Source organism: Nocardia australiensis (assembly GCF_020733705.1).
GTDB lineage: Bacteria > Actinomycetota > Actinomycetes > Mycobacteriales > Mycobacteriaceae > Nocardia > Nocardia australiensis.
Window position 1 is genome coordinate 310,408 of sequence record NZ_JAJFZM010000001.1, and the last position, 25,809, is coordinate 336,216.

27 protein-coding genes are annotated in these 25,809 nt (G+C 66.0%); 17 read left to right on the forward strand and 10 right to left on the reverse strand.

Annotated elements, in window-relative coordinates:
* Nucleotides 1-102: 102 nt before the first annotated feature.
* The 7 genes from LKE06_RS01460 (at nt 103) to LKE06_RS01490 (ending at nt 5,749) form a co-directional block, all read left to right on the forward strand.
* A complete protein-coding gene (locus tag LKE06_RS01460) occupies nt 103-1,299 on the forward strand; it encodes a lytic transglycosylase domain-containing protein (protein WP_227996501.1) in 1,197 nt (398 codons plus the stop codon).
* A gap of 119 nt (nt 1,300-1,418) precedes the next feature.
* Nucleotides 1,419-2,297 carry a lytic transglycosylase domain-containing protein gene (locus LKE06_RS01465; protein WP_227996503.1) on the forward strand — a complete coding sequence of 293 codons (879 nt, stop codon included), beginning with the start codon at nt 1,419-1,421 and terminating at the stop codon, nt 2,295-2,297.
* A gap of 20 nt (nt 2,298-2,317) precedes the next feature.
* Nucleotides 2,318-3,454, forward strand: coding sequence for an Mrp/NBP35 family ATP-binding protein (locus LKE06_RS01470; protein ID WP_227996505.1), 1,137 nt, complete (start codon nt 2,318-2,320; stop codon nt 3,452-3,454).
* 148 nt (nt 3,455-3,602) lie between these two features.
* Nucleotides 3,603-3,923: a DivIVA domain-containing protein gene (locus LKE06_RS01475; RefSeq protein WP_227996507.1), complete on the forward strand. Its 321-nt coding sequence runs from the start codon at nt 3,603-3,605 to the stop codon at nt 3,921-3,923.
* Entirely contained in the window at nt 3,920-4,486 is a 567-nt protein-coding gene (locus LKE06_RS01480) for a DNA-3-methyladenine glycosylase I (RefSeq protein ID WP_227996509.1), read from the forward strand. Before LKE06_RS01475 ends, LKE06_RS01480 begins: the two co-directional genes overlap by 4 nt.
* Before the next feature lie 180 nt (nt 4,487-4,666).
* On the forward strand, nt 4,667-4,834 hold the full coding sequence (locus LKE06_RS01485; RefSeq protein ID WP_011211259.1) for a DUF3117 domain-containing protein: 168 nt from the start codon (nt 4,667-4,669) through the stop codon (nt 4,832-4,834).
* 72 nt (nt 4,835-4,906) lie between these two features.
* Nucleotides 4,907-5,749: a putative RNA methyltransferase gene (locus tag LKE06_RS01490; protein WP_227996511.1), complete on the forward strand. Its 843-nt coding sequence runs from the start codon at nt 4,907-4,909 to the stop codon at nt 5,747-5,749.
* Between the two features lies 1 nt (nt 5,750).
* On the opposite strand, the gene glgA is transcribed toward LKE06_RS01490, so the two are convergent.
* Nucleotides 5,751-6,920, reverse strand: coding sequence for a glycogen synthase (gene glgA / locus LKE06_RS01495; RefSeq protein WP_227999233.1), 1,170 nt, complete (start codon nt 6,918-6,920; stop codon nt 5,751-5,753).
* Between the two features lie 82 nt (nt 6,921-7,002).
* Between glgA and glgC the strand changes: the two genes are divergently transcribed.
* On the forward strand, nt 7,003-8,217 hold the full coding sequence (glgC, locus tag LKE06_RS01500; RefSeq protein WP_227996513.1) for a glucose-1-phosphate adenylyltransferase: 1,215 nt from the start codon (nt 7,003-7,005) through the stop codon (nt 8,215-8,217).
* On the opposite strand, the gene LKE06_RS01505 is transcribed toward glgC, so the two are convergent.
* A complete protein-coding gene (locus tag LKE06_RS01505; RefSeq protein WP_227996515.1) occupies nt 8,214-8,858 on the reverse strand; it encodes an O-methyltransferase in 645 nt (214 codons plus the stop codon). The genes glgC and LKE06_RS01505 overlap by 4 nt on opposite strands.
* A gap of 294 nt (nt 8,859-9,152) precedes the next feature.
* Here LKE06_RS01505 and sigE point away from each other — a divergent pair, with 294 nt between their 5' ends.
* The 7 genes from sigE (at nt 9,153) to LKE06_RS01540 (ending at nt 15,117) form a co-directional block, all read left to right on the forward strand.
* Nucleotides 9,153-9,815: an RNA polymerase sigma factor SigE gene (sigE, locus tag LKE06_RS01510; protein ID WP_227996516.1), complete on the forward strand. Its 663-nt coding sequence runs from the start codon at nt 9,153-9,155 to the stop codon at nt 9,813-9,815.
* 62 nt (nt 9,816-9,877) lie between these two features.
* Complete coding sequence (locus LKE06_RS01515) at nt 9,878-10,303, forward strand: zf-HC2 domain-containing protein (RefSeq protein WP_227996518.1); 426 nt, start codon at nt 9,878-9,880, stop codon at nt 10,301-10,303.
* Nucleotides 10,304-10,313: 10 nt separating this feature from the next.
* A complete protein-coding gene (locus LKE06_RS01520) occupies nt 10,314-11,846 on the forward strand; it encodes a S1C family serine protease (RefSeq protein ID WP_308188277.1) in 1,533 nt (510 codons plus the stop codon).
* A gap of 33 nt (nt 11,847-11,879) precedes the next feature.
* Nucleotides 11,880-12,296: a Sec-independent protein translocase protein TatB gene (gene tatB, locus LKE06_RS01525; protein ID WP_227996520.1), complete on the forward strand. Its 417-nt coding sequence runs from the start codon at nt 11,880-11,882 to the stop codon at nt 12,294-12,296.
* 74 nt (nt 12,297-12,370) lie between these two features.
* Nucleotides 12,371-13,228 carry a hypothetical protein gene (locus tag LKE06_RS01530; protein ID WP_227996522.1) on the forward strand — a complete coding sequence of 286 codons (858 nt, stop codon included), beginning with the start codon at nt 12,371-12,373 and terminating at the stop codon, nt 13,226-13,228.
* A gap of 124 nt (nt 13,229-13,352) precedes the next feature.
* Nucleotides 13,353-13,910: a hypothetical protein gene (locus LKE06_RS01535; protein ID WP_227996523.1), complete on the forward strand. Its 558-nt coding sequence runs from the start codon at nt 13,353-13,355 to the stop codon at nt 13,908-13,910.
* A 133-nt stretch (nt 13,911-14,043) separates the two neighbouring features.
* On the forward strand, nt 14,044-15,117 hold the full coding sequence (locus LKE06_RS01540) for an XdhC family protein (protein WP_227996525.1): 1,074 nt from the start codon (nt 14,044-14,046) through the stop codon (nt 15,115-15,117).
* 64 nt (nt 15,118-15,181) lie between these two features.
* On the opposite strand, the gene LKE06_RS01545 is transcribed toward LKE06_RS01540, so the two are convergent.
* The 6 genes from LKE06_RS01545 to dapE form a co-directional block, all read right to left on the reverse strand.
* On the reverse strand, nt 15,182-16,120 hold the full coding sequence (locus LKE06_RS01545; RefSeq protein WP_227996526.1) for a glucosyl-3-phosphoglycerate synthase: 939 nt from the start codon (nt 16,118-16,120) through the stop codon (nt 15,182-15,184).
* Entirely contained in the window at nt 16,117-17,001 is an 885-nt protein-coding gene (gene folP, locus LKE06_RS01550) for a dihydropteroate synthase (protein WP_227996528.1), read from the reverse strand. Before folP ends, LKE06_RS01545 begins: the two co-directional genes overlap by 4 nt.
* Before the next feature lie 98 nt (nt 17,002-17,099).
* Nucleotides 17,100-18,902, reverse strand: coding sequence for a long-chain-acyl-CoA synthetase (locus LKE06_RS01555; RefSeq protein WP_227996530.1), 1,803 nt, complete (start codon nt 18,900-18,902; stop codon nt 17,100-17,102).
* Nucleotides 18,871-19,449 carry an LOG family protein gene (locus tag LKE06_RS01560; protein WP_227996532.1) on the reverse strand — a complete coding sequence of 193 codons (579 nt, stop codon included), beginning with the start codon at nt 19,447-19,449 and terminating at the stop codon, nt 18,871-18,873. Before LKE06_RS01560 ends, LKE06_RS01555 begins: the two co-directional genes overlap by 32 nt.
* Nucleotides 19,443-20,249 carry an LOG family protein gene (locus LKE06_RS01565; protein ID WP_227996534.1) on the reverse strand — a complete coding sequence of 269 codons (807 nt, stop codon included), beginning with the start codon at nt 20,247-20,249 and terminating at the stop codon, nt 19,443-19,445. The genes LKE06_RS01560 and LKE06_RS01565 overlap by 7 nt, the downstream gene beginning before the upstream one ends.
* 10 nt (nt 20,250-20,259) lie before the next feature.
* Nucleotides 20,260-21,378 (reverse strand): succinyl-diaminopimelate desuccinylase, encoded by a 1,119-nt coding sequence (dapE, locus tag LKE06_RS01570; RefSeq protein WP_227999235.1) that lies wholly within the window; start codon nt 21,376-21,378, stop codon nt 20,260-20,262.
* Between the two features lie 152 nt (nt 21,379-21,530).
* Here dapE and dapD point away from each other — a divergent pair, with 152 nt between their 5' ends.
* Nucleotides 21,531-22,478 carry a 2,3,4,5-tetrahydropyridine-2,6-dicarboxylate N-succinyltransferase gene (dapD, locus tag LKE06_RS01575; protein ID WP_227996536.1) on the forward strand — a complete coding sequence of 316 codons (948 nt, stop codon included), beginning with the start codon at nt 21,531-21,533 and terminating at the stop codon, nt 22,476-22,478.
* A gap of 89 nt (nt 22,479-22,567) precedes the next feature.
* Here dapD and LKE06_RS01580 read toward each other — a convergent pair whose 3' ends face one another.
* Both LKE06_RS01580 and LKE06_RS01585 read right to left on the reverse strand, forming a co-directional pair.
* Nucleotides 22,568-23,995: an acyl-CoA synthetase gene (locus tag LKE06_RS01580; RefSeq protein ID WP_227996538.1), complete on the reverse strand. Its 1,428-nt coding sequence runs from the start codon at nt 23,993-23,995 to the stop codon at nt 22,568-22,570.
* 105 nt (nt 23,996-24,100) lie between these two features.
* Nucleotides 24,101-24,733, reverse strand: a complete 633-nt coding sequence (locus LKE06_RS01585) for a TetR/AcrR family transcriptional regulator (protein WP_227996540.1) — start codon at nt 24,731-24,733, stop codon at nt 24,101-24,103.
* 202 nt (nt 24,734-24,935) lie between these two features.
* Here LKE06_RS01585 and LKE06_RS01590 point away from each other — a divergent pair, with 202 nt between their 5' ends.
* Nucleotides 24,936-25,805: an oxygenase MpaB family protein gene (locus LKE06_RS01590; RefSeq protein ID WP_227996541.1), complete on the forward strand. Its 870-nt coding sequence runs from the start codon at nt 24,936-24,938 to the stop codon at nt 25,803-25,805.
* The last annotated feature ends 4 nt before the right edge of the window (nt 25,806-25,809 follow it).

Below are 25,809 nucleotides of genomic sequence, written 5' to 3' on the forward strand. Positions count from 1 at the left end.
GGCGGGACCGATGGCGCGGCGAGCAACGACACGGACGCACCATTGTCCCGGACAGTTGGTCTCCTTCCGGTCACGCCGGAAGCGCCCCGCAAACTCCGGGCAATGACACCACCCTCCGACGGCGCGCCGATGTTCGCGGGTTCGGTGCCGCTGCACGACATCGTGCTGCCGGTGGGCAGTAGCGCGCTCGGGATTCCGGAGGTCGTGCTGGCCGCCTATCGCAATGCCGAACTGGCGCTCGACTCTTCGATGCCCGGCTGCGGATTGCCCTGGAGCCTGCTCGCCGGCATCGGCAAGATCGAATCCGGCCACGCGAGCAGTGGCCGCACCGATGCCGCGGGCACCACCATCAACCCGATCTTCGGTCCCGCGCTCGACGGCACCCTGCCGGGTAACGAGATCATCAAAGCCGCGGACGGCGGCGCCGTGCGCGCCGTCGGTCCGATGCAGTTCCTGCCGAGCACCTGGAGCAAGTACGCCGCGGACGGCAATGGCGACGGAATCTCTGACCCGCACAACGTGTTCGACGCTTCGCTCGCTGCGGGCAAGTACCTCTGCTCGGGCAACCTCGACCTGCGCGATCCGGCGCAGGAATTGCGCGCGGTATTGCGTTACAACAACTCGATGGCCTACGCGGCGAACGTGCTGAGTTGGTCGGCGGCCTACCGCACCGGCGGCACGCCCCGGCAGGTCAGCATCTCGCCCGATCTCATCCCGCCGGGCGCGGCCCCCATTCAGGCGGGCCCGGATATGACCACCGCCAACACGATCGCGCCCACGATGACCACCGAGTTGCCGCCGAACACCACGACGACCACCGACCCGACGACCACCGACCCGACGACGCCGACCCAGATGATGATCAACATCCCGGGTCTGCCGCCGATTCCGTGTGGCATCTTCTGCCCGCGGCCCGCACCGAAACCCGCGGATCCCTGTGAACCACTGGCGGTTCCGGCCATCATGCCGCGGCCGGGCGAACCGGTGAAGCCGGTCTCGCCCGGGCAGACCTACGGCGCGGGCGAGGAACCGAATGCCCCCGACCAGCACCCCGACGAGCAGCAACAGTCGCGCCCCGTGGAGTGCACGCAGCCGCACCCCGGGGCCGAGCCCGCCCAACAGCCCGGTCAACAACCAGCGGAGCAGACTCCCGAGCCGCAGGCCCAGACGCCGTCCATGACACCGGAACCGGGCCCTGACGAAGCGGGCGAGCCCGCGCCGCCTGTCGCCCCGGCACCGACTCCGGCGCCCGGCATCACGCTGCCGTTCGGAATCGTGATCCCGCTTCCGCCGCAATAGGTCTCGCCACAGTCACAGCAGGTCACGAAGGGGTAACAAAAAGGTCTCGAATGCGGTAACCTCTACTTCGTCCATCACGAAGGGCTCGTTGTCCGAGTCAATTGAAGGGTCACCGCACAGTGGGGCGTCACCGAAAACCACCGACTGCGACCGTAAGGCGCAGCTCCGTTATCGCATTGACAGGGTTGGTTCCCGCTGGACTCGTGGCAGTCGGCGCCACGGCCGATATGGGCGATACCAATCTGGTAGCAGCTTCAGTCCTGCAACATCTTTCGGGGAACGAACCGGACGATCAGGCACCCAGAACCGAGGCCGTCGCGGAACCGGAACCGGAACCGACGGTTGAATACGTCGCCAACGCCATGGCCCAGCAGGGCCACACCGCGCCGCCGATCGTGAAAACCGTTGCGCTGCCGGACGGTAGAGAACCCGCCGCCCTGCCACCGGGGCCGCTGGGTATGCCGGGCGTCGCGTTCGCGGCATACCAGTCCGCCGAGCACACCCTGGCCGCCGAGAATCCCGATTGCGGGATGCCGTGGTACATGCTGGCGGGCATCGGCCGCGTCGAATCGACACATGCCTTCGGTGGCAAGGCCGACGCGGACGGCAATCCGCTGACGCCCGTCTACGGCCCGGTGCTCGACGGCAGCCTGGCCGGTAACCACGTCGTCAACGATTCCGACGGTGGCGAGCTGGATGGGCTGGCCGGTTACGACCGCGCCATCGGTCCGATGCAGTTTCTGCCGGAGACCTGGAAGCAATACGGCGCCGACGGTAACGGCGACGGCATCGCCGACCCACAGAACCTCTTCGACGCGGCACTGACCGCCGGCAAGTATCTGTGCCACGGCGGATTGAACATGCACGATCTCGCTCAGCAGACCAAGGCGATCCTGCGCTACAACAACTCGATGGCCTACGTCGCGAACGTCATGGCATGGGCAACCTCCTACAGCAGCGGGATCGCACCACAGCCCGGCCAGCTGCCACGAATCTGACGCAACGTAAAATTCCTGCCATGTCAGTGGTTACGGAAGTGGATGTCCGGGGTGCCCTCGCGAAGGTCGACGACCCAGAGATCCGTAAACCGATCACCGAATTGGGCATGGTGAAGAGCATCGCGATCGGTGCCGACAGCAATGTCCACATCGAGGTCTACCTGACCACCGCGGGCTGCCCGCTGCGCACCGAGATCACACAGCGGGTCACTAAGGCGGTGGCCGATGTGGCTGGTGTCGGCGCCGTCACGGTCGAACTCGATGTGATGGACGACGAGCAGCGCACCGCCCTGCGCAAGCAGCTGCGCGGCGACTCGGCCGATCCGGTGATCCCCTTCGCCCAGCCCGGTTCACTCACCCGGGTGTACGCGGTGGCCTCCGGTAAGGGTGGCGTCGGAAAGTCCAGCGTCACCGTCAATCTCGCCGCCGCCATGGCCGCGCGCGGCCTCTCGGTCGGCGTGCTGGATGCCGATATCTACGGCCACTCGATTCCACGCATGCTCGGCACCGACGCACGGCCCACGCAGGTCGAGCGGATGATCATGCCGCCGCAATCGCACAACGTAAAGCTGATCTCGATCGCACAGTTCACCAAGGGCAATACCCCGGTGGTATGGCGGGGGCCGATGCTGCACCGGGCGCTGCAACAGTTCCTCGCCGACGTGTTCTGGGGTGATCTGGATGTCCTGCTGCTTGATCTGCCGCCCGGTACCGGCGACGTCGCGATCTCCATCGCGCAGCTGATCCCGAACGCCGAGATCCTGGTCGTCACGACACCACAGCCCGCCGCCGCCGAGGTCGCCGAGCGCGCTGGTGCGATCGCACTGCAGACCAGGCAGCGCATCGCGGGGGTCATCGAGAACATGTCATGGCTGGACCTACCGGACGGAAGCCGGATGGACCTCTACGGTTCCGGTGGCGGGCAGTCGGTCGCCGAGCGCTTGACCCAGGCCGTCGGCGCGAACGTTCCCCTGCTCGGCCAGATCCCCATCGAGCAGTCGCTGCGCGAGGCGGGCGACGAGGGCACCCCGATCGTGCTGAGCGATCCGGAGAACCCGGCCGCCAAGGCTCTGCTCGAGGTCGCCGACAAACTCGCCGTACGCCGCCGCGGGCTAGCGGGCATGTCGCTGGGCATCGACACCACCCGGCATTTATAAGAGGTTGTCCTCCGGTGACGACTGATCTCGCGCGTACATGGGTAACTCGCCGGGTACGGGCTAACGAATCGACCCCTCGCAGACGGCCGCCGACGCCACTGTCGCGGCACCTGAGTCTGGCTTGGATACGCGGAGAGGCGGGCAGTCCATGCTCACGCTGCTTTTGTACGTGCTGATCGTCGGTCTGGTGGCCACGGTCCTATTTCTCGTCGCCAGCGCGATATTCGGGCGGTCGGAGGAGCTTGGACCACTTCCGGAGGCGACCACGGCCACCGTGCTACCCACCGAGGGCATCAGCGGCGCGGATGTGCGAGCGCTGCGGTTCCAGCAGGTTGTCCGCGGATATAAGGCGGGCGAGGTGGACTGGGCACTGACCAGGCTGGCGGCCAGGATCGACGAGCTGCAGTCGCAGCTGGCCGAGGCGCGCGACCTCGCGCGACAGGTCCCCGCCGCGCCCGAATCGAAATGACCGCCGCACAAGCCATCGCGGCAACCGACGGCCGGGTCCGCTGCCCATGGTCGGAGTCCTCGCAGCTCTACCGCGACTACCACGACCTGGAGTGGGGCAAGCCGCTGCACGGCGACGATGCGATGTTCGAACGACTGTGCCTCGAGGCATTCCAATCGGGACTGTCCTGGATCACCATCCTGCGCAAGCGCCCGGCCTTCCGTACTGCGTTCTCCGGCTTCGAGATCGCCCGGGTTGCCGAGTTCGGCGCCGAGGACGTTGCCAGGCTGCTCGCCGACCCCGGCATCGTGCGTAATCGATCCAAGATCGACGCCACCATCGCCAACGCACGGGTTGCTCTCGACCTCGACATCGGCCTCGACGAACTGATCTGGTCGTTCGCGCCGCCGCCGCGACCGCGCCCTACGGCAATCGCCGACGTACCCGCGACTACCGCCGAATCCATAGCTCTGGCAAAAGAATTGAAGCGTCGCGGATTTCGATTCGTCGGCCCGACAACCGCCTACGCACTGATGCAGGCGACCGGAATGGTCGACGATCACCTGACCGATTGCTGGGTCTGAATCGGCCTGCCGCACACCGACCCAGCGATCACATTTCGAACTCAGGTATCCGTCCGCTCCGGCCATAGGGAAGAATAGGACCGGTGTAGCTCGCCAAATACCGGCGAGCTCACCTGTTGGTGACAACTGGAGTTCCAAGAAAGTGCGCAGGATACCGCGCAGATCTGGAGGGAGCAGAGGATGGCGGCCATGAAGCCCCGCACCGGGGACGGTCCCCTCGAGGCAACCAAGGAAGGGCGTGGAATCGTCATGCGGGTTCCACTCGAGGGTGGCGGGCGTTTGGTCGTTGAGCTCACGCCGGATGAGGCAGCAGCGCTCGGTGACGAACTGAAGAGTGTCACCAGCTAGTGCGCCGCAGGCCGGGCGTCGGGCCTGGTGGCGGCAGTTCACGTGACCACACCAGGCACGGGAGCACCGCAAATGCGTACGGCACTTGCTGATGTGGCCGGTCTTTTGGCCTGCCCGGAATGTGGTCTCGGATTCGAGTCACATGATCGGGTGCTGAGCTGCGCGACCGGGCACAGCTTCGACATTGCCCGGCAGGGTTACGTCAGCCTGTTGACCGGCGCGTCAACCAAGATGACCGGTGACACCGCGGCCATGCTCGACGCGCGTGCCGCGTTTCAGGGTAGGGATCACTTCGCGCCCGTGGCGACCGCGGTCGCCACGGCCGTGACGTCGGGCGACGACCCGCCCAGCACTGCGCTGGAGGTTGGCGCGGGCACCGGCTACTACCTCGCGGGAGTGCTCGACGCCGCGCCCCGGGCCCGTGGGATCGCGCTTGACGTGGCCAAACCCGCGGCCCGGCGCGGCGCCCGCGCACATCCCCGCGCAGCATCGATTCTCGCTGACGCGTGGCGCGGCCTACCGGTCCGGGACGGCGCGCTGAACCGGGTGCTCTCGGTATTCGCCCCGCGCAATCCGAGTGAGGTCGCGCGGGTCCTCGCGACCGGCGGCCGGTTCGTCGTCGCGACACCCACCGAACGTCATCTGGCCGAGTTGGTCGGACCGTTGAGCATGGTGACCGTGGACCCGGACAAGGATCGACGGCTGGCAGAAGCGATGTCCGGCATCTTCGAGATCGTCGATCGCACCGTCGTCGAATACTCGATGAAGCTCGGTCACGACGATGTGCGAAATGTCGTGGCGATGGGCCCGTCCGCACACCATGCGGAGGAATCGGCGGATCCGCGAATCTCCGCTATGCCGGAGACTGTCGAGGTCACCGCCTCGGTACTGGTGTCGAGCTACCGGCCGTGGTAACTCATAGCTTGCGCACCTGGTCGTAGACCGCGACCGTCTGTGCGGCGATCCGCAGCCAATCGAATTCGGCGATCGCCCGTGCTCGCCCGGCGGCACCCAGTTCCGCGGCGAGCACCGGGTCTCCCGCGATCTCGTTAACGGCAGCGGCCAGTCCCCGCTCGTATTGCTCCGCCGCTCCGGGGTCGTAGTGCACCAGCCGCCCGGTCTCACGATCGGTGACCACCTCCGGGATACCGCCTACATCGGAGGCGACCACCGCGGTAGCGCATGCCATCGCCTCGAGGTTGACGATGCCGAGTGGCTCGTACACCGAGGGACAGATGAACACCATCGCCGCGGCGAGGATCTGCCGTATCTGCTCGGTCGGCAGCATCTCCCGCACCCAGAACACATTGCCGCGACTGCGCCGCAACCGCGCGACGGCCGCGGACACCTCCGCCTCGAGCTCCTTGGTGTCGGCCGCACCGGCACACAGCACCAATTGGATGTCCGGATCGAACTCCGCCGCGGCGGCGAGCAGATGACCGACGCCCTTCTGCCGGGTGATGCGGCCGACGAAGGCGACGATCGGCCGGTCCGTACGCACCCCGAGCTCGTCGAGGATCAGGCGGGAGTCCGGCTCGGGCGGGCTGGGGTGCCACACTGTCGCGTCGATGCCGTTGTGCACCACATGGACCCGATCCGGGTCCACCGTGGGGTAGGCGTCGAGTACGTCGTGGCGCATCCCTTCGCTCACAGCGACGATGGCGTCGGCGTGTTCGACGGCGTTACGTTCCGACCACGACGACAGCCGATAGCCGCCACCGAGTTGTTCGGCCTTCCACGGCCGGCGCGGCTCCAGCGAATGCGCCGTCAGCACATGTGGGATTCCATACAGTGTGGCGGCCAGGTGTCCGGCGAGCCCGGTGTACCACGTGTGCGAATGCACCACGTCCACCTGACCGACCGCATCGGCCATGCGCAGTTCGGCGGACATCATCTGTAGCGCGGCATTGGCGGCATATAACGTCGGATCCGGTTGGTGTACAACGGCATCCGCACGCGGCACACCCATGCAATGGACGGTCACCTCGGACAATTGACGTAACTGCGCAACCAACTGGGTGACATGCACACCCGCCCCGCCATACACCTCGGGTGGGTATTCGCGAGTCAGCATCGCGACACACAGACGCTCAGAGCCCACCGGTTCAAAGTAGACGTTCACCTCGACGCGGGCCACTCGAGCCCGCACTTCACGGTAGTTTGGCTTTGTGAGGAGCCAGCCGCACGTACTCGGGATCGTGCTCGCCGGTGGCGAGGGTAAGCGCCTTTTTCCACTCACCGCGGATCGGGCCAAACCTGCCGTCCCGTTCGGCGGCGCCTATCGGCTTATCGACTTCGTACTGAGCAATCTCGTCAATGCCGGCTTCCTGCGACTATGTGTGCTCACCCAATACAAGTCGCATTCGCTCGATCGGCATATTTCCCAAACCTGGCGACTATCGGGTTTCGGCGGTGAATACATCACGCCGGTGCCCGCCCAACAGCGGCTCGGTCCGCGCTGGTACACCGGCAGCGCCGACGCCATCATGCAATCGCTGAACCTGATCTATGACGAGGACCCCGACTACATCGTGGTTTTCGGTGCCGATCACGTATACCGCATGGACCCCGAGCAGATGCTCGCGGCGCATATCGATTCCGGGGCAGGTGTGACCGTTGCCGGTATCCGGGTGCCGCGTAGCGAGGCGAACGCCTTCGGCTGCATCGATTCCGACGAGTCCGGCCGGATCACCCAATTCCTGGAGAAACCCGCACATCCTCCCGGTACGCCCGACGACCCGAACATGACCTTCGCCTCAATGGGGAACTACGTGTTCACTACGAAGGTCCTGGTGGATTCGATCCGCGCGGATGCCGACAATTCCGACTCCGACCACGATATGGGCGGTGACATAATTCCGTCGCTGGTCGCCGCGGGCAAGGCCGCCGTCTACGACTTCGCCGACAACGATGTTCCAGGCGCCACCGATCGCGATCGTGGCTACTGGCGCGACGTCGGCACCATCGACGCCTTTTACGACGCCCATATGGACCTGGTCTCGGTGCACCCGGTATTCAACCTCTACAACAAGCATTGGCCGATTCGCGGCGCCGCCGAAACCCTGCCACCCGCGAAATTCGCGCAGGGCGGCTTGGCGCAGGAATGCGTGATCGGCTCCGGGTGCATCCTCTCGGCCGCAACCGTTCGCAATTCGGTCCTGAGCTCGAATGTGATGGTGGACGACGGCGCCACCATCGAGGGCAGCGTCCTCATGCCCGGCGTGCGGATCGGGCGCGGCGCCGTGGTCCGCCGCGCCATCCTGGACAAGAACGTGGTGGTCGGCGAGGGCGAAATCATCGGCGTCGACACCGAGCGCGACCGCGAACGCTTCGCCGTGAGTCACGGCGGTGTGGTGACCGTCGGTAAGGGTGTCTGGGTCTAGCCGCGTTCGCCGTCGCGCGAGGCGCACAGCAGTCCGTCGCCGACCGGGATCAGGACACTGGTGAGTTCCGGATCCTCGGCAATCGCCCTGGTGGCGGCCCGCACAGCCTGGGTGGCGGAGTCACGCTGGCTCGGATCGGGGACCCGGCCGCCGAGCAGCGCGTTGTGCAGCAGGATCGCACCACCGTCGCGAAGCAGCCGCACGGCCTGGGTGACGTACTGCGGATGCTCGAGCGGGGCGGCGTCGATGAACACCAGGTCATAGGCGCCGTCGGCGAGTCGAGGCAGGACATCGAGTGCCCTGCCGTTGATCAGCCTGGTTCGCGCGGGCGGAATCTCGGCGGCACGGAACGCCTCCTTGGCGGCCCGCTGGTGTTCCGGCTCGGAATCAATGGTGGTCAGCGTGCCATCTTCGCGCATTCCATCCAGCAGCCACAGCCCGCTTATGCCGGCGCCGGTACCCACCTCGACGACCGTTCGCGCACCGAGGAGCTGGGCGTACATACTCAACAAGGCTCCCACCGACGGCGGCACGGGCGCCGCACCGAGTTCGGTGGCCCGCTCACGGGCGCTGACGAGAACCTCGTCTTCCACCACGGATTCCTCCACGTAGGAGAGATTTCGCTCCAGGTTCGATGCCACCTATGCAGGCTAGCCCGCAAGTCCGCTTCCCCGCGTTTTCCGCACAGGTGAGTGCGGCGAATGTCGGCACCGACACATGGCGCAAAACTCTCAGGTGTCCCTCAGGGTCTCCATATCCGCGCCATATCGGAACAAAGCAGAGTGAGCCCTACGCAAGACCAGTTGACCGCACAGCGCGGACTCGGGAACAACGACATACAGCTTGTCGGTTGTATCCGTCAGTAGCGATTCGCAGATCCGGATCACCGCAGAGTCCGCAAGCCACGGTCCCGAGTAGGAGGTATCACCATCCACATGGTCGATGCGGCGCGCGAGCACGCCACCCTGCCAGAGCAAATTCTGCCGATCGAAGCCGAATCGGCAGCCGAATCCATCGACGAGTTGAGCGGCACCGCCGCCTTCGACGCCACCGGTGACCGATCGGTGATGCCGTCCTGGGACGAACTGGTCCGTGAACACGCCGACCGGGTATACCGGCTGGCCTATCGCCTTTCCGGCGACGCACAGGATGCTGACGATCTGACCCAGGAGACGTTCATCCGGGTATTCCGTTCGCTGTCGAATTACCAGCCGGGCACCTTCGAGGGCTGGTTGCATCGCATCACCACAAACCTCTTCCTGGACATGGTGCGTAGGCGCAATCGGATTCGGATGGAGGCGCTGCCCGAGGATTATGACCGGGTGCCCGCCGACGGCCCGAGCCCGGAGCAGGCCTATCACGACGCCCGACTCGATCCGGATCTACAGTCCGCGCTGGACTCGCTGGCACCGGAATTCCGCGCCGCTGTCGTGCTGTGCGATATCGAGGGGCTCTCTTACGAAGAGATCGGCGCGACCCTCGGTGTCAAACTCGGTACCGTTCGCAGCCGGATCCATCGCGGCCGTCAGGCGCTGCGCGAGCACCTTGCGCATAATGGATCTCAACAGCGGTTGACCGCTGACGCGAACATAGGGTGATCTATCAGGCATCGATGTCATCCGGATCCATGGATGATGCCGGTTGGAAGGATGAGCACCGAATGAGTGGCGACTCCAACACGTCAGGTCGTCGGTTCCACGGCGCGCGGGGCAATGCGAATTCCCGGCAGCCACGTTTTCGTCCAACCGAGCATTTGGCCAGCGAAGCGGTCGCAGCGTACGTCGACGGCGAACTTCGGATGAACGCCTATTTGCGCGCCGCTCAGCACCTTGCCGCCTGCCCGGAATGCGCGGCGGAGGTCGACGCGCAGCAGCAGGCGCGGATCGCGCTGCGCCGGTCCGGCCAGATATCCATTCCTACGAGCCTGCACGACAGCCTGACCCGCATTCCGCTGGCCGAGTTGCCGGGCACCACGACGAGCCCTTCGCCCCCCACTTCGCACGGGACCCCGCGCAACGAGCCGGTTTTCGGCTTTCTGACCGATTCGTTCACCGCGACCCGGTGGACAACATGGTGGCGCAAGTAGAGTCTGGCGAGTGACCACCGAATCGACGAACACCGGATCGGCCGACACCCCCGATTCGGCGGCCAACCGGGGGAACCTCAGGCCGTCGGACGCACCCGTGCTCGGGCCGCGCGCGGTGTATCGACCCAATGTCGACACCCATACCGCACGCGCCTTCGGCCGCCCTTCGGGCCAGACCGGCTCGTTCGCCGAGCATGCCGCACCGCAGAACGGTTCCATCGCACTCGGCCCGCAGTCGCACAATCGCCCGCCGGATACGGTGCTGGCCGAGGCATTCGGTCGTCCCGAAGGTTCCACCGAAATCTTGCAGCGTGATCCGGATGCGGCGGATCCGGCCGCACCAGCGGCCGGTCCGGCCGACCCGTGGCGCGATCCGGAAACCGGCGCACGACTCGGAGCACCGGCCGTGGCGACCCCACAGACCACATCGATGCCGCAGGCCGAGAAGCTGTCGGCCCGCGAGGTGCTCTTCGGCACCCGGGTGGCGCCGAAGGCGCTGACGCTGCTCGCGGTCGTCGCGCTGGCCATCGGTGTACTCGGCGGCCTTGTCGGTCGGCTGACCGCCGAATCCGCCGCTCCCCTGACCTCACGCAAGGTCGCGCTGGACCAGTCGAGCAATTTCGATCAGCCGCACAGCCAGATCGCCAAGGTCGCCAATGCCGTGCTGCCGTCGGTGGTGTCGATCCGGGTCACTGTCGGTGACAACGGCGCGACGGGTTCCGGTGTCGTGATCGACGGCGCTGGCTATATCGCGACGAACAATCACGTGGTTTCGATGGCGGCCCAGGACAAGTCGCATCAGGCCGGCATCCAGGTGACCTTCTCCGATGGCAGCCGGGTGCCCGGGCAAATTGTCGGGCGTGACCCGAAGACCGACCTGGCGGTACTGAAGGTCGATGTGAAGAATCTCACAGTGGCTAATCTGGGCAAGTCCAAGGATGTCCAGGTCGGCGACGAGGTGCTGGCGATCGGCTCGCCACTCGGCCTGAGCAAAACCGTCACCTCCGGCATCGTCAGCGCGCTGCACCGCCCGGTCGCGCTGTCCGGCGAGGGCAGCGACACCAAGGCCGTGATCGACGCGGTGCAGACCGATGCGGCGATCAACCCTGGCAACTCCGGTGGTGCGCTGGTCGACATGGAGGGCCGGGTCATCGGCATCAACACCGCGATCCGCAGTGAGAGCGGCGGTTCGGTCGGCCTCGGGTTCGCCATTCCGGTGGACATGGTGGCCGAGGTGGCGCAGACGCTCATTCACAACGGCGAGATGCACCATCCGATAATCGGACTCAGCGCGCGCAGCAAACAAGTAGCTAATGATGTGATGAGCGGCGCGGCCGTCGCCGACGTCGCACCGAACGGTCCGGCGGCGAAGGCCGGGATCGTGGAGAACGACGTCATCGTGAAGATCGGCGATCGTGAGGTGACCGGTCCGGACGAGATGGTCGTCGCGGTGCAGTCGAGCAAGATCGGCCAGACAGTGAACGTGCAGTTGATCCGCGACGGCAGGCAGGTAGACGTGCCGGTCACACTGGAATCCGACTGAACCATGGTGGGCCAACCCAGGTAGCCTGGATCCGTGTTCAGCAACATCGGCTGGGGCGAGATGGTCATCCTGCTCGTCGCCGCCCTCGTGATCCTCGGCCCGGAGCGACTGCCGGGCGCGGTTCGCTGGACCACGCGCAGCTTGCGTCAGGCACGTGACTACGCCAGCGGCGCCACCCAACAGCTACAGCAGGAACTCGGGCCCGAATTCGAGGACTTGCGCAAGCCGTTGGCCGATCTGAACGAGCTGCGGCAAATGTCGCCCCGTTCGATGATGACCAAACACCTTCTCAATGGCGATGATTCACTGTTCCGTGATGTCGACAACGCGCTACCGGATAAGAAGGACCTGATCGGCGCCTCAGGCGCGATGCCCGATTACCCGATGCCCAAGTTGGATAAGCCGTTGGAGCGCAACGAACGTCCGCCGATCGACACCGACGCCACCTGAGCGATCCCGCCATCAATTGGCATCCGTCAAGCGGGATAGACACCCGATCGTGTCGAGATGTCTAGACTTCGCACATGTCGGCCGATGACGTGGCGCGCATATTCGCGATCGAAGACAAGGTCGAGCGACTAAAGGCCGCCACCGATGGGGTGGCGGCGGCCCAGCAGACGATCAACGAACTCACCCGGATCCGCCGCGCGGTCATCAGGGAACTCCATGCCGACGGTTGGACCTTCGCCAGAATCGGTGCGGCGGCAGGGCTTTCCCGCGCTCGGATCCATCAGGTCAGCACCCAGGGACCGGCACCGGAGGGGCTTTTCTTCGGGCACGGCGCGCTCACCGTGCTCGCACCGGAGGTCCGTAGCGGCCGGGTGCTCGGGGCACCCGACCCGACCGCGGCGCAACGCCTCGCCGACCTGCTTCGCGAACTCGGCTTCACCGTCGCGGTCGAGCGTTTCCCGCCCGGCAGGCCGGTCGACCTGAATCGGGACGGACTGATCGTGCTCGGCGGTCCCGAGTTGTCACCCAGTGTGCGCCAACTGGTCACGGCCGATCCCCGGCTGCGGCGCACAGTGGCCAGGGCGGGCGACACGCGACGCGGCATCGAGGACCGCGCGGCCCGGCGGGTGTATCGACCCGGTGGGCCCGAACCGCACGACATCGCGTACCTGGCCCGGCTACCCCGCCTCGATGGCCGCGGCACCATTCTGATCATCGACGGCCTCCATCCGCCCGGTTCGCTCGGCGCCATTCGTTTGCTCGCGACCCGGCTGGCCACCCTGCACGAGCGGGCGGCCGCCCATCGGTTCTCGGTACTCGTCGCGGTTCGATACGACCGGGTCACGGGCGAACCGCAGGAGGCCGAGCTCCTTACGCCGGTCTACCGACATGATCAGGAGTCCAGGTCGCCGATATCGGGCATCAGACGCTGAGCGGCGATCAGACATGCCATGCCGCACAAAGTTGTGATATATATCACAGCTCAGCGGGGTTCGGAAATTACTACACCAATGATTCAATTGCTGGAAGGTAACTATTGCTGGTAGGCGGACCCTGATGAATGTTCAATCTTCAATGACGGCGCGCACCCCACCGCACGCCCAGGCGTCCATTTCAGGCCTGGTGGAGACCCGCCCGCTCGCCCAGGCGGAACCGATCGTCACTACCCACCGCGTCACCTACAGCAACCGATTGAAGGTGTTCATCGGGCCGGACGAGACCGTCGGCAATTTCCTGCGCCCGCTGTGCAGGCTGGATGGCTACCACCGATTCTCGGTGAACATGACCCGCCTGTCGGCGCCGGTCGCCGCCACCGACATCACCTCGGCCATCAGCTCCGCCCCCGGCCCCAGCTCGGTGCAATGCACCGGATCCGCCGAAGCCCTGGTCATCGAGGTTCAGACTGCGGTGGAAGGCCTGGCGCGCCGCTTCACCGCGGGCCTGCCCGGCAGCCGGAGCGGCGAGCCCAATGTCTGCATCCCGGACGGGACCGATTTCTTGCGGGTGTACCCGGATGAGGTCTTCACCGCCGAGCAAGCCGCGGAGATCTTCGCGACCTACTTCGAGACCGACGATATCCCCGCCGGTCTCCAGCTCCGCGAGATCGCCGAGTAGCCGCACTCGACGAACACCGCCCTTTGCCCGACGAATCACTCCGATCGTTGCGGGTGGTTAGGCTTGGTTGACGACGACGAAACCGCAGTTCCAGGCGGCAACGGAACCGTCGCACCGAGAAGGGACCGGTGGCGTGCGCGAGATACTGGAGCAATTGATCACACTGGCGCGGCATGGACCGGTGGCGTTGGCGCGGGTGGTCGATGCGACGGGAGCCGGGCCTCGCCAGGCCGGGGCGGCGATGGTGGTGACAGCGGGCGGTGAGGTTGTCGGATCGTTGTCCGGTGGGTGCGTGGAAGCGGCCGTTGTCGAGTCGGCGTGCGCGGTGCTGGCAACCGGGCAGCCAGTGTCGGATCGATTCGGTTATGCCGAGGGCGACGGGTTCGAGATCGGTTTGACCTGCGGCGGTGAGATCGAGATATTCGTCGAGCGGGTGGACGCAGCGCACTTAGCGATGCTGGCGGCGGTGCGGCGCGAGATCGGCGCGGGCAAACCGGTTGCGTTGCTGACCACGCTGGATGAGGCCGGGGTGTGGAAGCTGTTGGCTGCCGACGATTTCGAGCCGTGGCGTGGTGTCGATCGAGACGCGCGGGCCCTGCTCGACGCCGGCCGCAGTGGCGTGGTCGGCGCGCAGGAGTGCGAGCCGCAATCCGCTGCGCGGCCCAGGGTTTTCGTGCAGACGTTCGGGACCGCGGCGCGAATGATTCTGGCGGGCACGAACGATTTCGCCCGGGCGCTGAGCCGTACGGGCCGGCAGTTGGGCTATCGGGTAACTGTGGTCGATGCCCGCGAAACATTCACCACCGCAGCAAGATTCCCCGCCGCGCACGAGGTCGTCGTCGATTGGCCACACCGGTATCTGATCGCGCAGCAGGCCGCCGGGCGGATCGACGACCGCACCGTCGTGTGCGTGCTGACCCACGACAACAAGTTCGACGTCCCGATGCTTGCGGCCGCGTTGAGTATGGACATCGGTTTCGTCGGCGCATTGGGCTCGCGACGCACGCATACCGAACGGATCGAACGATTACTCGCCGCAGGGGTGACCGACAGCCGGTTGGCGCGATTGAAAAGCCCACTCGGCCTTGACCTCAACGCCTATACACCCGACGAGACCGCGATCTCGATCGCCGCGCAAATCCTTGCCGAACGTGGTGGCGGCTCCGCCCGGCCGCTGGACCGAACCAACGGACCCATCCACCGTTGAACGATGACTCGGGCAGCTCGCTCGATGCGGCTGCCGCGCGCGGGACGAGGCGCCCGATGAGTAGTCAGGCGGCCGCGCGAGCAGGGCGAAGCGTATTCATCGGCGGACGGTCTGCCAGGGAGACTTCGGTGCTGTGCGCGGTGAAAGCATCACCGACCAGTGGAAATTGGGTGAGCGCCGCGCCGGAGTCCGGTACGCCGCTGCGACCGAGCACGGTGCCGAGAATCTGTCGGCTCATGACGCCGAGATCGGCCAGTGGGCGGTTGCGATGGGCGCGCACCCCAAGGTTCACCTGGCCGATCGCGGACAGTCCGAGGCGATCGTAGGTATCCAGCAATAGCCCGATCTCGACGCCGTAGCCGGGAGCGAAAGGGACCGAGGTGAGCAGTTCGCGGGTCCCGGCGTATTCGCCGCCCAGCGGCTGCAGCACTTCGGACAGTTCCGGCCGCAGCGCGGCCAGCAATGGACGGGCGACGAGTTCGGTGACCCGGCCACCGCCGTGCGCGTCGATCGAGGCGCCCTGGCGCAGTGGCCTGCGGTAATACGCCTTCACCAGGTGCATGTCCTCGACCGTCAGCAGCGGTCCGAGCAGCTTCGGTACGAAGGCCGGATCCGGGTCGATCAGATCGGAGTCGACGAAGGCGATGAGATCACCGCTGGTCACGGCCAGCGACCGCCAGAGCACCTCTCCCTTGCCCGGCAGCGGGTCGAGTTCGGGAACGGCCTCCTCGCGGCTGATGACCTCGGCGCCGGCGGCACGGGCACGCTGCGCGGTGGCGTCGGTCGAGCCGGAATCGAGCACAACCAATTCGTCGATGAGTGCGCCGAGCAGCGGCCTGATACTGGCGACCACGTCGGCGACGGTGCGTTCTTCGTTCAGCGCGGGCAGCACCACCGAAACGGTGCGGCCGTCCTTGGCGGCGACGAGTTCGTCCACCATCCAATCGGGGGTGTCCCAGGTATTGGTCGTCGCCCAGGCGGGCTCGCGGTGTTGGAATTTCATACCAGACCTCGCAAGGTTCGCGCGGGGGGCCGGATGCCCTGAATCGCGGCGATCATGTCCACGACGCGCCGAGTTTCGGCGACCTCGTGGACTCGGAAGACTCGGGCGCCGGCCGCGGCCGACCATGCCGTTGCTGCCAATGTGCCCTCCAACCGTTCGGAAAGACCGACGCCTAGAGTCTCCCCGATAAAATCCTTGTTGCTCAGCGCCATCAAGACGGGCCATCCGGTATTTACAAGAACGTTGATTCCCCGCAACAACTCGAGCCCGTGGTAGGTGTTTTTGCCGAAGTCATGCGTCGGATCGATCAGAATCGAGTCCTCGCGCACCCCCGCCGCGACGGCTTTTTCGGCAGCGACGACCACGGTACCGGTCACTTCGGCCACCACATCGGCATAGCGCACCCGATGCGGCCGGGTCCGTGGGACGGCACCGCCGGTGTGGCTGCACACAATGCCCGCACCCGACTCCGCGGCTACCCACACCAGATCCGGATCGGCGCCCGCCCAGGTGTCGTTGATCAGATCGGCGCCGACGGCCACCGCGGCCGACGCCACCTCCGCGCGCCAGGTGTCGATGCTGACGAGTAGCTCGGGATATTTCGACCGTATCGCGGCGACGAACGGGACCACTCGGCGTGCCTCCTCGACCGCGTCGACCCGGCTGCCCGGCCCCGCTTTGACCCCGCCTATGTCGACCAGGTCGGCGCCTTCGTCGACGGCCCGCGCGACCGCGTCCATGGCGGCCGCGTCGGTAAAGGTCGCGCCCTTGTCGTAGAACGAGTCGGGAGTGCGATTGACGATCGCCATCACCAGCGCGCGATCGATCGCCACCGGCTTGCCGCACAAGGTGGGGAGCGGCACTGCCGTCTGGCTGAACATGGCTCCGACTGTATCTAGTGCGCCGCTGCGCGTCTTCAGGCCGTACAGGTTAGATGCCACAAGAGTTTCGCTCGGATCCTGTGGTGGGACACGGGCGCTTACCGGGGGCACGTGCCGGCGGCGACGTCGGCGGCGTAGCCGTCATAGGCGGGGACATAGCCGTCGGCGCGGCCGGCCAGCACGTACATGGTGCTTTCGCCGTCGGGCTGGTAGCCCTGTTTGCGTAGTTCCACCTTGCGACTCTTGAAGGTCGAGGTCTGCTCGAGTTCGGGTACCACCCGGATGAACAGCGGGACCGCGTACCCGGGCAACCGCGCATAGACCTGATCGGCGAGCGCGTGTCCGTCGAATTCGACACCGGGATACAGCGTGACCGCCGCCATCCCCGCCTTACCGTCGGTGCCCGGAACATCCACGCCGTAGACAACTGCCTGGGCGATCGTGTCCGCCTGCGCCAGTGCCGCCTCGACCTCGGTGCTGGCGACGTTCTCTCCTTTCCACCGGAAGGTGTCACCGATGCGGTCCACGAAGGCGATGTGGTGCCAGCCCTGATCGCGGACCAGATCGCCGGTATCGAACCAGACGTCGCCGTCGCTGAAGCCGTCGCGGACCAGCTTCGCCTCCGAGGCGGCCTTGTCTGTGTACCCGTCCGCCGGCGAGCGACTGGTGACCTTCGCCAGCAGCAGCCCGACCCCACCTGACGGCGCGCGCCGCAGCCGCCCGTCCGAGCCGCGCTTGGCCTTACCGGTGGCGTCGTCGTATTCGACGATCGCGTATGGCAGCGGCCCGAATCCGGCGGTGCGGTCCACTCCGAACGCATTGACGAAGGCGATGTTCACCTCGCTGGCGCCGTAGAACTCGACGATCCGGTCGATGCCGAAACGGTTCTTGAACTCGTCCCACAGCTCCGGACGCAGCCCGTTGCCGACAACGAGCCGGACCCGGTGCTGCCGATCGACCGGCTTGGCGGGCTGGTTGAGCAGGTACCGGCACACCTCGCCGATGTAGATGAAGGCGGTGGACTTCTCCCTGATGATCTCGTCCCAGAACCCCGACGCCGAGAACTTCCGTCCCAACGCGAAGGTGGCGCCCGCCGACAGCACCGACGACAGCGCGACGGTAAGCGCGTTGTTGTGATAGAGCGGCAGGCAGCAGTACAGGGTGTCGGTGCCGCGCAAGCGAATTCCGAGTCCACCGAGCCCCGCCATGCTCTTGGTCCAGCGCAGGTGGGTCATCACGCTGGCCTTCGGCAGTCCGGTGGTGCCGGAGGTGAAGATCAGGAAGGCCCGCTCCTGTGCGGTGATCTCCGCACACACCGGCGGATCGGTGGCGTCAGCGTCGCGGGCGGCCTTGTCGAGATCCTGTGCGTAGAGGACGTTGGCGAGCGGCTCGGCGAGCGTGTCCAATGCCTCCTGGCATTCCGCACCGACCACATTCAGCACGCTGTCGAGCAGTCCGAAGCTGTGCGCCAGCACGGTGTCTCGTTGATGGTGATTGAGTAGACCGACCGTCGCGCCGAGCTTGACCGTGGCCAGCACGACGAATATCGTCTCGGGACGATTCGTCATGAGCACGCCGACCACATCGCCGCGATGCACACCCCGATCGACGAGCACGCCCGCGTAGCGGTTCACCTCCGCGTTCGCCTCGGCATAGCTGAAGGTCTTGCCCTCGAACCGAAGGAACGGCCGGTCCGGGTGCTGGTGGGCGTTGCGCTGGAAATAGAGCCCGACCGAGGACTTGCCACCTGGCCTGACCAGCATGCCGAGGGCACTACGCAGCATGGACGGGACATCGACGGCCATACTCGGCAGTCGTCGTGCGATATCGGACAACGTGACTGTCGAGCGGGCGTCGGTGCTCACGCTGTCAAATCTCCTCGCGCGTTGTGGCGGTGTCATCGGGTTGCAGTGCCACGAAGGCCGACCGCAGATCGGTGGTGACGGAGATTCGGTCTCTGGCGAACTGGGACACGAACTTTCGGTCGTAGAGCTCGTCCAGCCAGCGAAACAGGCCGTCGTAGAAGCCGTCGGAGTCCAGCACCACCACCGGTTTGTCATGCTGGCCGAGGTAGCCGCCGGTCCAACTCTCGAAGAACTCTTCGAGAGTGCCGATGCCGCCCGGCAGGGTCAGGAACGCGTCGGCGCGATCCTCCATGACCTGTTTGCGCTGGCGCATGGTGTCGGTGACGACGAGTTCATCGGCGTCGACATCCGCGACTTCCTTGTGCACCAAGTGTTTCGGGATCACGCCGATCGTTTGCGCACCGCCGGCCCGCGCCGCGGTGGCGACCGCACCCATCATCGAGACGTGTCCGCCGCCGGACACCAATTGCCAACCGCGCCTGGCGATCTCGGTGCCGACGCGCGCAGCCAAGGCGATGTGGGCGGGGTCGGCGGTGCTGGCCGAGCAGTACACACAGACGACATAGGCTCGCCCGCTCACCACTGGTCCTCCGTCCCGATCGCGTCCAGATCGCCGCCGTTTTCCGCCGCACCGAGCACTATGTCGCAGACCTCGTCCACACTGTCGGTTACCCGCAACAGGCCGAGATCGCCGGAGGCGATCTTGCCCGAGCCGGCGAGTGAGTCACGCAGCCAATCCACCAGTCCCGCCCAATATTTGGTGCCGAACAGAATGATCGGGAAGCGGGTGATCTTGCGGGTCTGCACCAGGGTGAGCGCCTCGAACAGCTCGTCGAGAGTGCCGAAACCGCCGGGCAGGCAGACGAATGCCTGGGAGTACTTCACGAACATCGTCTTACGGGCGAAGAAGTAGCGGAAGTTGATTCCCAGATCGACCCATTCGTTGAGGCTCTGCTCGAACGGCAACTCGATGCCGAGCCCGATCGAATACCCGCCCGCCTCCGAGGCGCCACGGTTGGCGGCCTCCATGGCGCCGGGGCCGCCACCGGTGATCACCGCGAATCCCGCGCGGGCGAGCGCGCCGCCGAGCGCGTGGCCCGCCTCGTACTCCGGATGGCCGGGCGGGGTGCGCGCGGAACCGAAAACGGTGACCGCACGCGGTACTTCGGCGAGCGCACCGAAGCCCTCGACGAACTCGGCCTGAATGCGTAGCACCCGCCACGGGTCGGTATGCACCCAGTCGCTCGGTCCGTGCCTGTCCAACAGATTCTGGTCGGCGGTGCCACCGGGCTTGCGGTCGCGGCGGAACATGATCGGCCCGCGAAATTTGGGGGTCGACTTGCGGACGCTGGCGCCACTGTCATCTGCGGTTTCGGTGGACATGCGTGCCACGCTACCGGGTCAGATAGCCGCGCAGCATGGCGGTGACGGCGGTGATCTGCGCGGTCGGTACATGCTCGTCGCGCTTATGCGCCAGGTTCGGGTCACCGGGACCGAAGTTCACGGCGGGGATGCCGCGGGCAGCGAAGCGCGAGACGTCGGTCCAGCCGTACTTGGCGCGCACACCGCCGCCGCCGTGGCTGTTCACCGAGCCGATGAGACCCGCCGCCGCCGGCGCGGTCAGGCCGGGCAGGGCGCCCGCAGCGGAGTCGGTTACCTCGAAGGTCACGTCGAGGCCGTCGAATACCGCACGGACGTGCGCGATGGCCTGCTCGACCGTGCGATCCGGAGCGAATCGGAAGTTCACCGAGACCTCGGCGATATCGGGGACCACATTTCCCGCGACTCCGCCCGATACGCCGACCGCCGAGAGTCCCTCGCGGTAGACGCAGCCGTCGATGTCGACCTCGCGAGCCCGGTAGTCGGCAAGACGCCGCAGGACCGGGGCGAGCTTGTGAATGGCATTGTCGCCCAACCAGGCCCGCGCCGAATGGGCCCGCACGCCGGCGGTGGACAGCCGGACCCGCAGGGTCCCCTGGCAACCCGCCTCGATCCAGCCCGCCGAGGGTTCACCGAGAATCGCCAGGTCACCGTCGAGCCACTCCGGCAACTCCCGTTCGATCGCGCCGAGCCCATTGAATTCGGCGGCGATTTCCTCGCAGTCGTAGAAGATCAGGGTCAGATCGTGCGCCGGATCGGCAATCGTCGCGGCCAGGTGGAGGAACACCGCGTCACCGGATTTCATGTCGACCGTGCCGCACCCATAGAGCACGTCCGCGCCGTCGTCGCCGATATCGAACCTGCTCGGCACATTGTCGGCTATCGGCACGGTGTCCAGGTGTCCGGCCAGGATCACTCGCGTCGGGAGACCCCGATTCGTCCGCGCGAGCACGACATTCCCGTGCCGCAGCACTTCGAATCCGTCGGTCTGCTCGCGCAGTGCCCGCTCGACGATATCGGCGATCCGCGCCTCGTCGCGGGACACGCTCTCGATGTCGACCAGAGCGGCGGTCAGCGTGATGGGGTCGGCGCGCAAGTCGATGATCACGCCCGACAGCCTACGGCCGGACATATCGATCCGGACTTCGGTCACGGCTCTCGACGTACACCGCTACGGTGTCGCGGGTGTACCGGCACCGCAGACGCGATCGACTCAGCACAACCGCCCCTCATCGCCGATGCGGCCGCACCGCTGCCGGTCACGGATCGGTAGGCTCTCATGACGTGAGCATTCAGGGAGCAACAGCAGTCGGTATCGCCAATGTGACAGCGGACGGGACCGTCCTGGACACCTGGTATCCGAGTCCGCGACTCGGCGAGTTCACCGAGACCGCCACTGTGCGCCTCGAGCAGGCTCCCGAGGAGTTCGCCGCGCTTGTCGGCTTCGACGAGGCACGCGGTGTGGACGTGATCGCCGTGCGGACCACCATCGCCGACCTCAGCGCGGCACCGGTCGACGCGCATGAGGTCTACCTGCGGTTGCACCTACTCTCGCATCGTCTGGTTCGCCCGCACGGACTGAGCCTCGAAGGCCAGTTCGGGCTGCTCAGCAATGTGGTGTGGACCAATCACGGCCCCGCCGCCGTGGAGGGCTTCGAGCTGACCCGCGCCAAGCTGCGCGCCCGTGGACCGGTCACCGTGTACAGCATCGACAAGTTCCCGCGCATGGTCGATTATGTGGTGCCCTCGGGCGTCCGCATCGGCGACGCCGACCGCGTCCGGCTCGGCGCGCACCTGGCCTCGGGCACCACCGTCATGCATGAGGGCTTCGTGAACTTCAATGCGGGGACGCTCGGCAACTCCATGGTCGAGGGCCGTATTTCGGCGGGCGTGGTGGTCGGCGACGGCTCGGATGTCGGCGGCGGCGCCTCCATCATGGGCACGCTGTCCGGCGGTGGCACCACCATCGTCTCGGTCGGTGAACGCTCACTGCTGGGCGCCAACGCCGGCCTCGGTATCCCGCTCGGCGACGACTGCGTTCTCGAGGCCGGCCTCTACCTGACCGCGGGCACCAAGGTCGCCACGCCCGACGGCACGGTCGTCAAAGCGGCCGAATTGGCCGGACGGAACAACCTGCTGTTCCGCCGCAATTCGCTCACCGGAGCGGTAGAAGTGGTGCCCCGCAAGGGAACCGGTATCGAGCTGAACGCCGCACTGCACGCCAACGACTGACAGCCCGACCGCAGCCACCCGATCCGATCACAGGCCGAAGGCGATGATCCGGGTCGGGTGGATGCGGATCAGCGGTCGATCATCCTGCGTCAGCTCAGCAGCTTCTTCTGGACCTTGCCCATGGCATTGCGCGGCAGCGCATCGACGATGCGGACTTCGCGCGGGCGTTTGTGCACCGAAAGCTGCTCGGCCACCTGCTCGATCAGGGCCTTCTCGATGGAATCGGTTGCCGCGCCGCGCAGTACGACAAAGGCAACGATGCGCTGACCGAGATCGGCATCCGGCAGCCCGACCACCGCGACCTCCGCGACATCGGGGTGGCCGAGCAATGCGTTCTCCACTTCGCCCGCGCCGATGCGGTATCCGCCGGATTTGATGAGGTCGACCGACTCACGGCCGACGATGCGATGGAAGCCGTCGGGACCGATCGCCGCCACATCGCCGGTCTTGAACCAGCCGTCATCGGTCCAGCACTCGGCCGTTGCCTCGGCGCGATCGAGGTAGCCATCGAACACCATCGGCCCCCGCACCTGCAGGCCGCCGATGCTCTCACCATCGTGCGCGACCGGCTCGCCCGACTCATCACAGATCCGGGTCCGCACACCCGCCACCGGCACGCCGACCCAGCCCGGCCTGCGCTCACCGTCGGCACGTGTGGACAGCGTGATCATTGTTTCGCTCATGCCGTAGCGCTCGATCGGAGCGTGACCGGTGAGCTCGCGCAGTCGCTCGAACACCGGTACGGGCAGTGGCGCACTGCCCGACACCAGCAGTCGCGCATCAGCCAATTGCCGTGCCGCGCCGGCATCTTCGGCAATGCGCGACCATACTGTCGGCACACCGAAGTAGAGCGTCCCCGCCGCGTCCGCGTATGCCTGCGGGGTCGGCTTGCCGGTGTGGATCAACGGACTTCCCACCCGCAACGGACCGAGCACACCGAGGATCAGGCCGTGCACATGGAACAGCGGAAGTCCGTGCACCAGAACGTCGTTCGCGGTCCAAGTCCAGGCGTCCGCGAGCGCGTCCAGACCCGCGGCAATGGCGCCACGGCTGAGCACTACGCCCTTGGGCGGCCCGGTCGTTCCGGAGGTATACAGCACGAAAGCCGGTGCGCCGGGCTCGGGTTCGGGGTAGGTATGCCAGGAGCGGGCGTGCACGCGAACCGGGACGACCGGCAGGTTCGTCCGCGCGGGCGCCTCCCCGAGCCATGCCTGTGCGCCGGAATCACCGAGGATGTACTCCAGTTCAGCGCTTCCCGAGTCCGGCGGCACCGGAACCACGGTGACCCCGGCTATGAGACAACCGACCACGGCAAGCACCGTGGTGACGCTCGGGCGGGCCAGTACCGCAACCCGCTCCGCACGGGCAATACGTTCGGCCACCGAGGTCGCGGCGCCGAGTAGATCGCTACGCGACAGCGTCACCCCGTCAATGGTGACCGCGTCGGGGCGGTCCTCCCCCGCGGCGACCGCGAGTGGGTTCAGGGAACGAAGCAGCAGTGGCACACCGATCGACATTCGCTCACGCTACTTCGCCGGCATCCACGGCCATCCGACTGGTTGACACCCCATTGAGGCAGTGAGAGGGTTGATACACATCCTTCTCAGCGGGTGTGTGGGAGGTCACGGAATCCGGAACGAGACGACGACATGGTCACGCGCGAATTGCCGCGCCGCCACGTCGTCATCGAGCGGAATCACCGTTTGCGGTGTGAGAGCCAGCGATAACGCGGTGCGCGCGATCATCTCGGCGAGCGGTTCGGGATCGTAATCGGGCAGCTTGCCTTCGGCCTGCAGTCGAGTGATGAATTCGGCCGTATAGTCGCGGCCCATCTCGATGACCGGAGCTCCCTTGACGGTGAGATATGGCAGCACGATCTCGGGCTCGGTCTTCAACAGCCGGTCGAGTAGCTTATTGCCGCGCAACCCATTCAGGAACGCGACGAACAATTCGACGATCTGATCTTCGGCCCCCGCATCACGATCGACCTGCCGCTGCAGCGTGGCGTCCACCTCGTCGATGAACTGGCGGGCCTGCCGGAGCCCGACCGCCTGGATGAGATCGGACTTGCTCGCGAAACGCCGATAGAGTGTGGCCAGCGACAGCCCACATCGCCTCGCCACCTCGACCATGCTGGTGCGTTTGATGCCGAAATCCAGAAAAGCGAGCAGCGCCGCGTCCAGCACCGGCGCCTGATTGCGATCCTCGGGACTGGTGCTGCGCACCAGCGCCAGCAGTCTGGTCAGCCTCGCCATGACACTCACCCTATCCGCTTCGATGAAACGATGACATCACTAGCTTCGCATGCCATCATCTACGGCGGAAGAATCCCGAAACCGCGTCATTGACAACCCTGCCAGGATAATGAGAAGGTGAGGACATAATATTCTCATTATTCAAATGCCGCAGATCGTCCGAACCCCGTAGTGCGGCCGAATTCGAAAGACGAGGTCGACGATGACCGCGGCCAATCGAGCAACACCGCACGAACCGGCCACAACCTGCCGCTATGGCACGGCCGACGACTTCCAGATGGACGAAATCTTCGACGGCATCGCCGCCGCGCTCGGCGGCATGGCCAATGTCATGGTCCAACTGAGCCTGCGGCCCGTGGCGTACGGCGTAATGGAGAGCAAGGTCGAATCGGGCCGGGTCGACCTGCATCCATGGAAGCGGTTGCGCACCACCCTCACCTACATCTCGGTCGCGCTGCTCGGTTCGGAGAAAGATCGGGAGATCTACCGCGAGGCGGTCAACCAATCGCATCGCCCGGTGCACTCCGAACCGGATGCCCCACTGAAGTACAACGCCTTCGATCCGAAGCTCCAGCTATGGGTAGCAGCCTGCCTGTATTGGGGCATCGTCGATTTGAAAGAGAAGATGCACGGTCCGCTCGACGAGGACACCGCCGACGTGTTCTATCAATACGCGGCCCGGCTCGGCACCACCCTGCAGATGCGCCAGGAGATGTGGCCCGCGGACCGCGCGGCGTTCGAGGACTACTGGAACACCAACCTGGCGACCAAGACCATCGACGCCCGCACGCGTGCCTACTTCGATCACATCATTGATTTGAAGATGCTCGCGCGACCGCTGCGGATCTTCGGGCGGCTGCACCGCTTCATTGTCGGCGGACTGCTGCCGCAACATCTGCGCGACGAGATGGGCATGACCTGGAGTGCGCGCGATCAGCGCCGCTTCGTCGAACTGCTGCGCACCATCGGAACCGTACAGGACCGATTCCCCAAGGCCGCCAGGGTTTTTCCGATGAATGTGCTGCTAGTGGACATGCGCCTCCGACACCGGTTCGGCAGACCGTTGGTATAGCCGG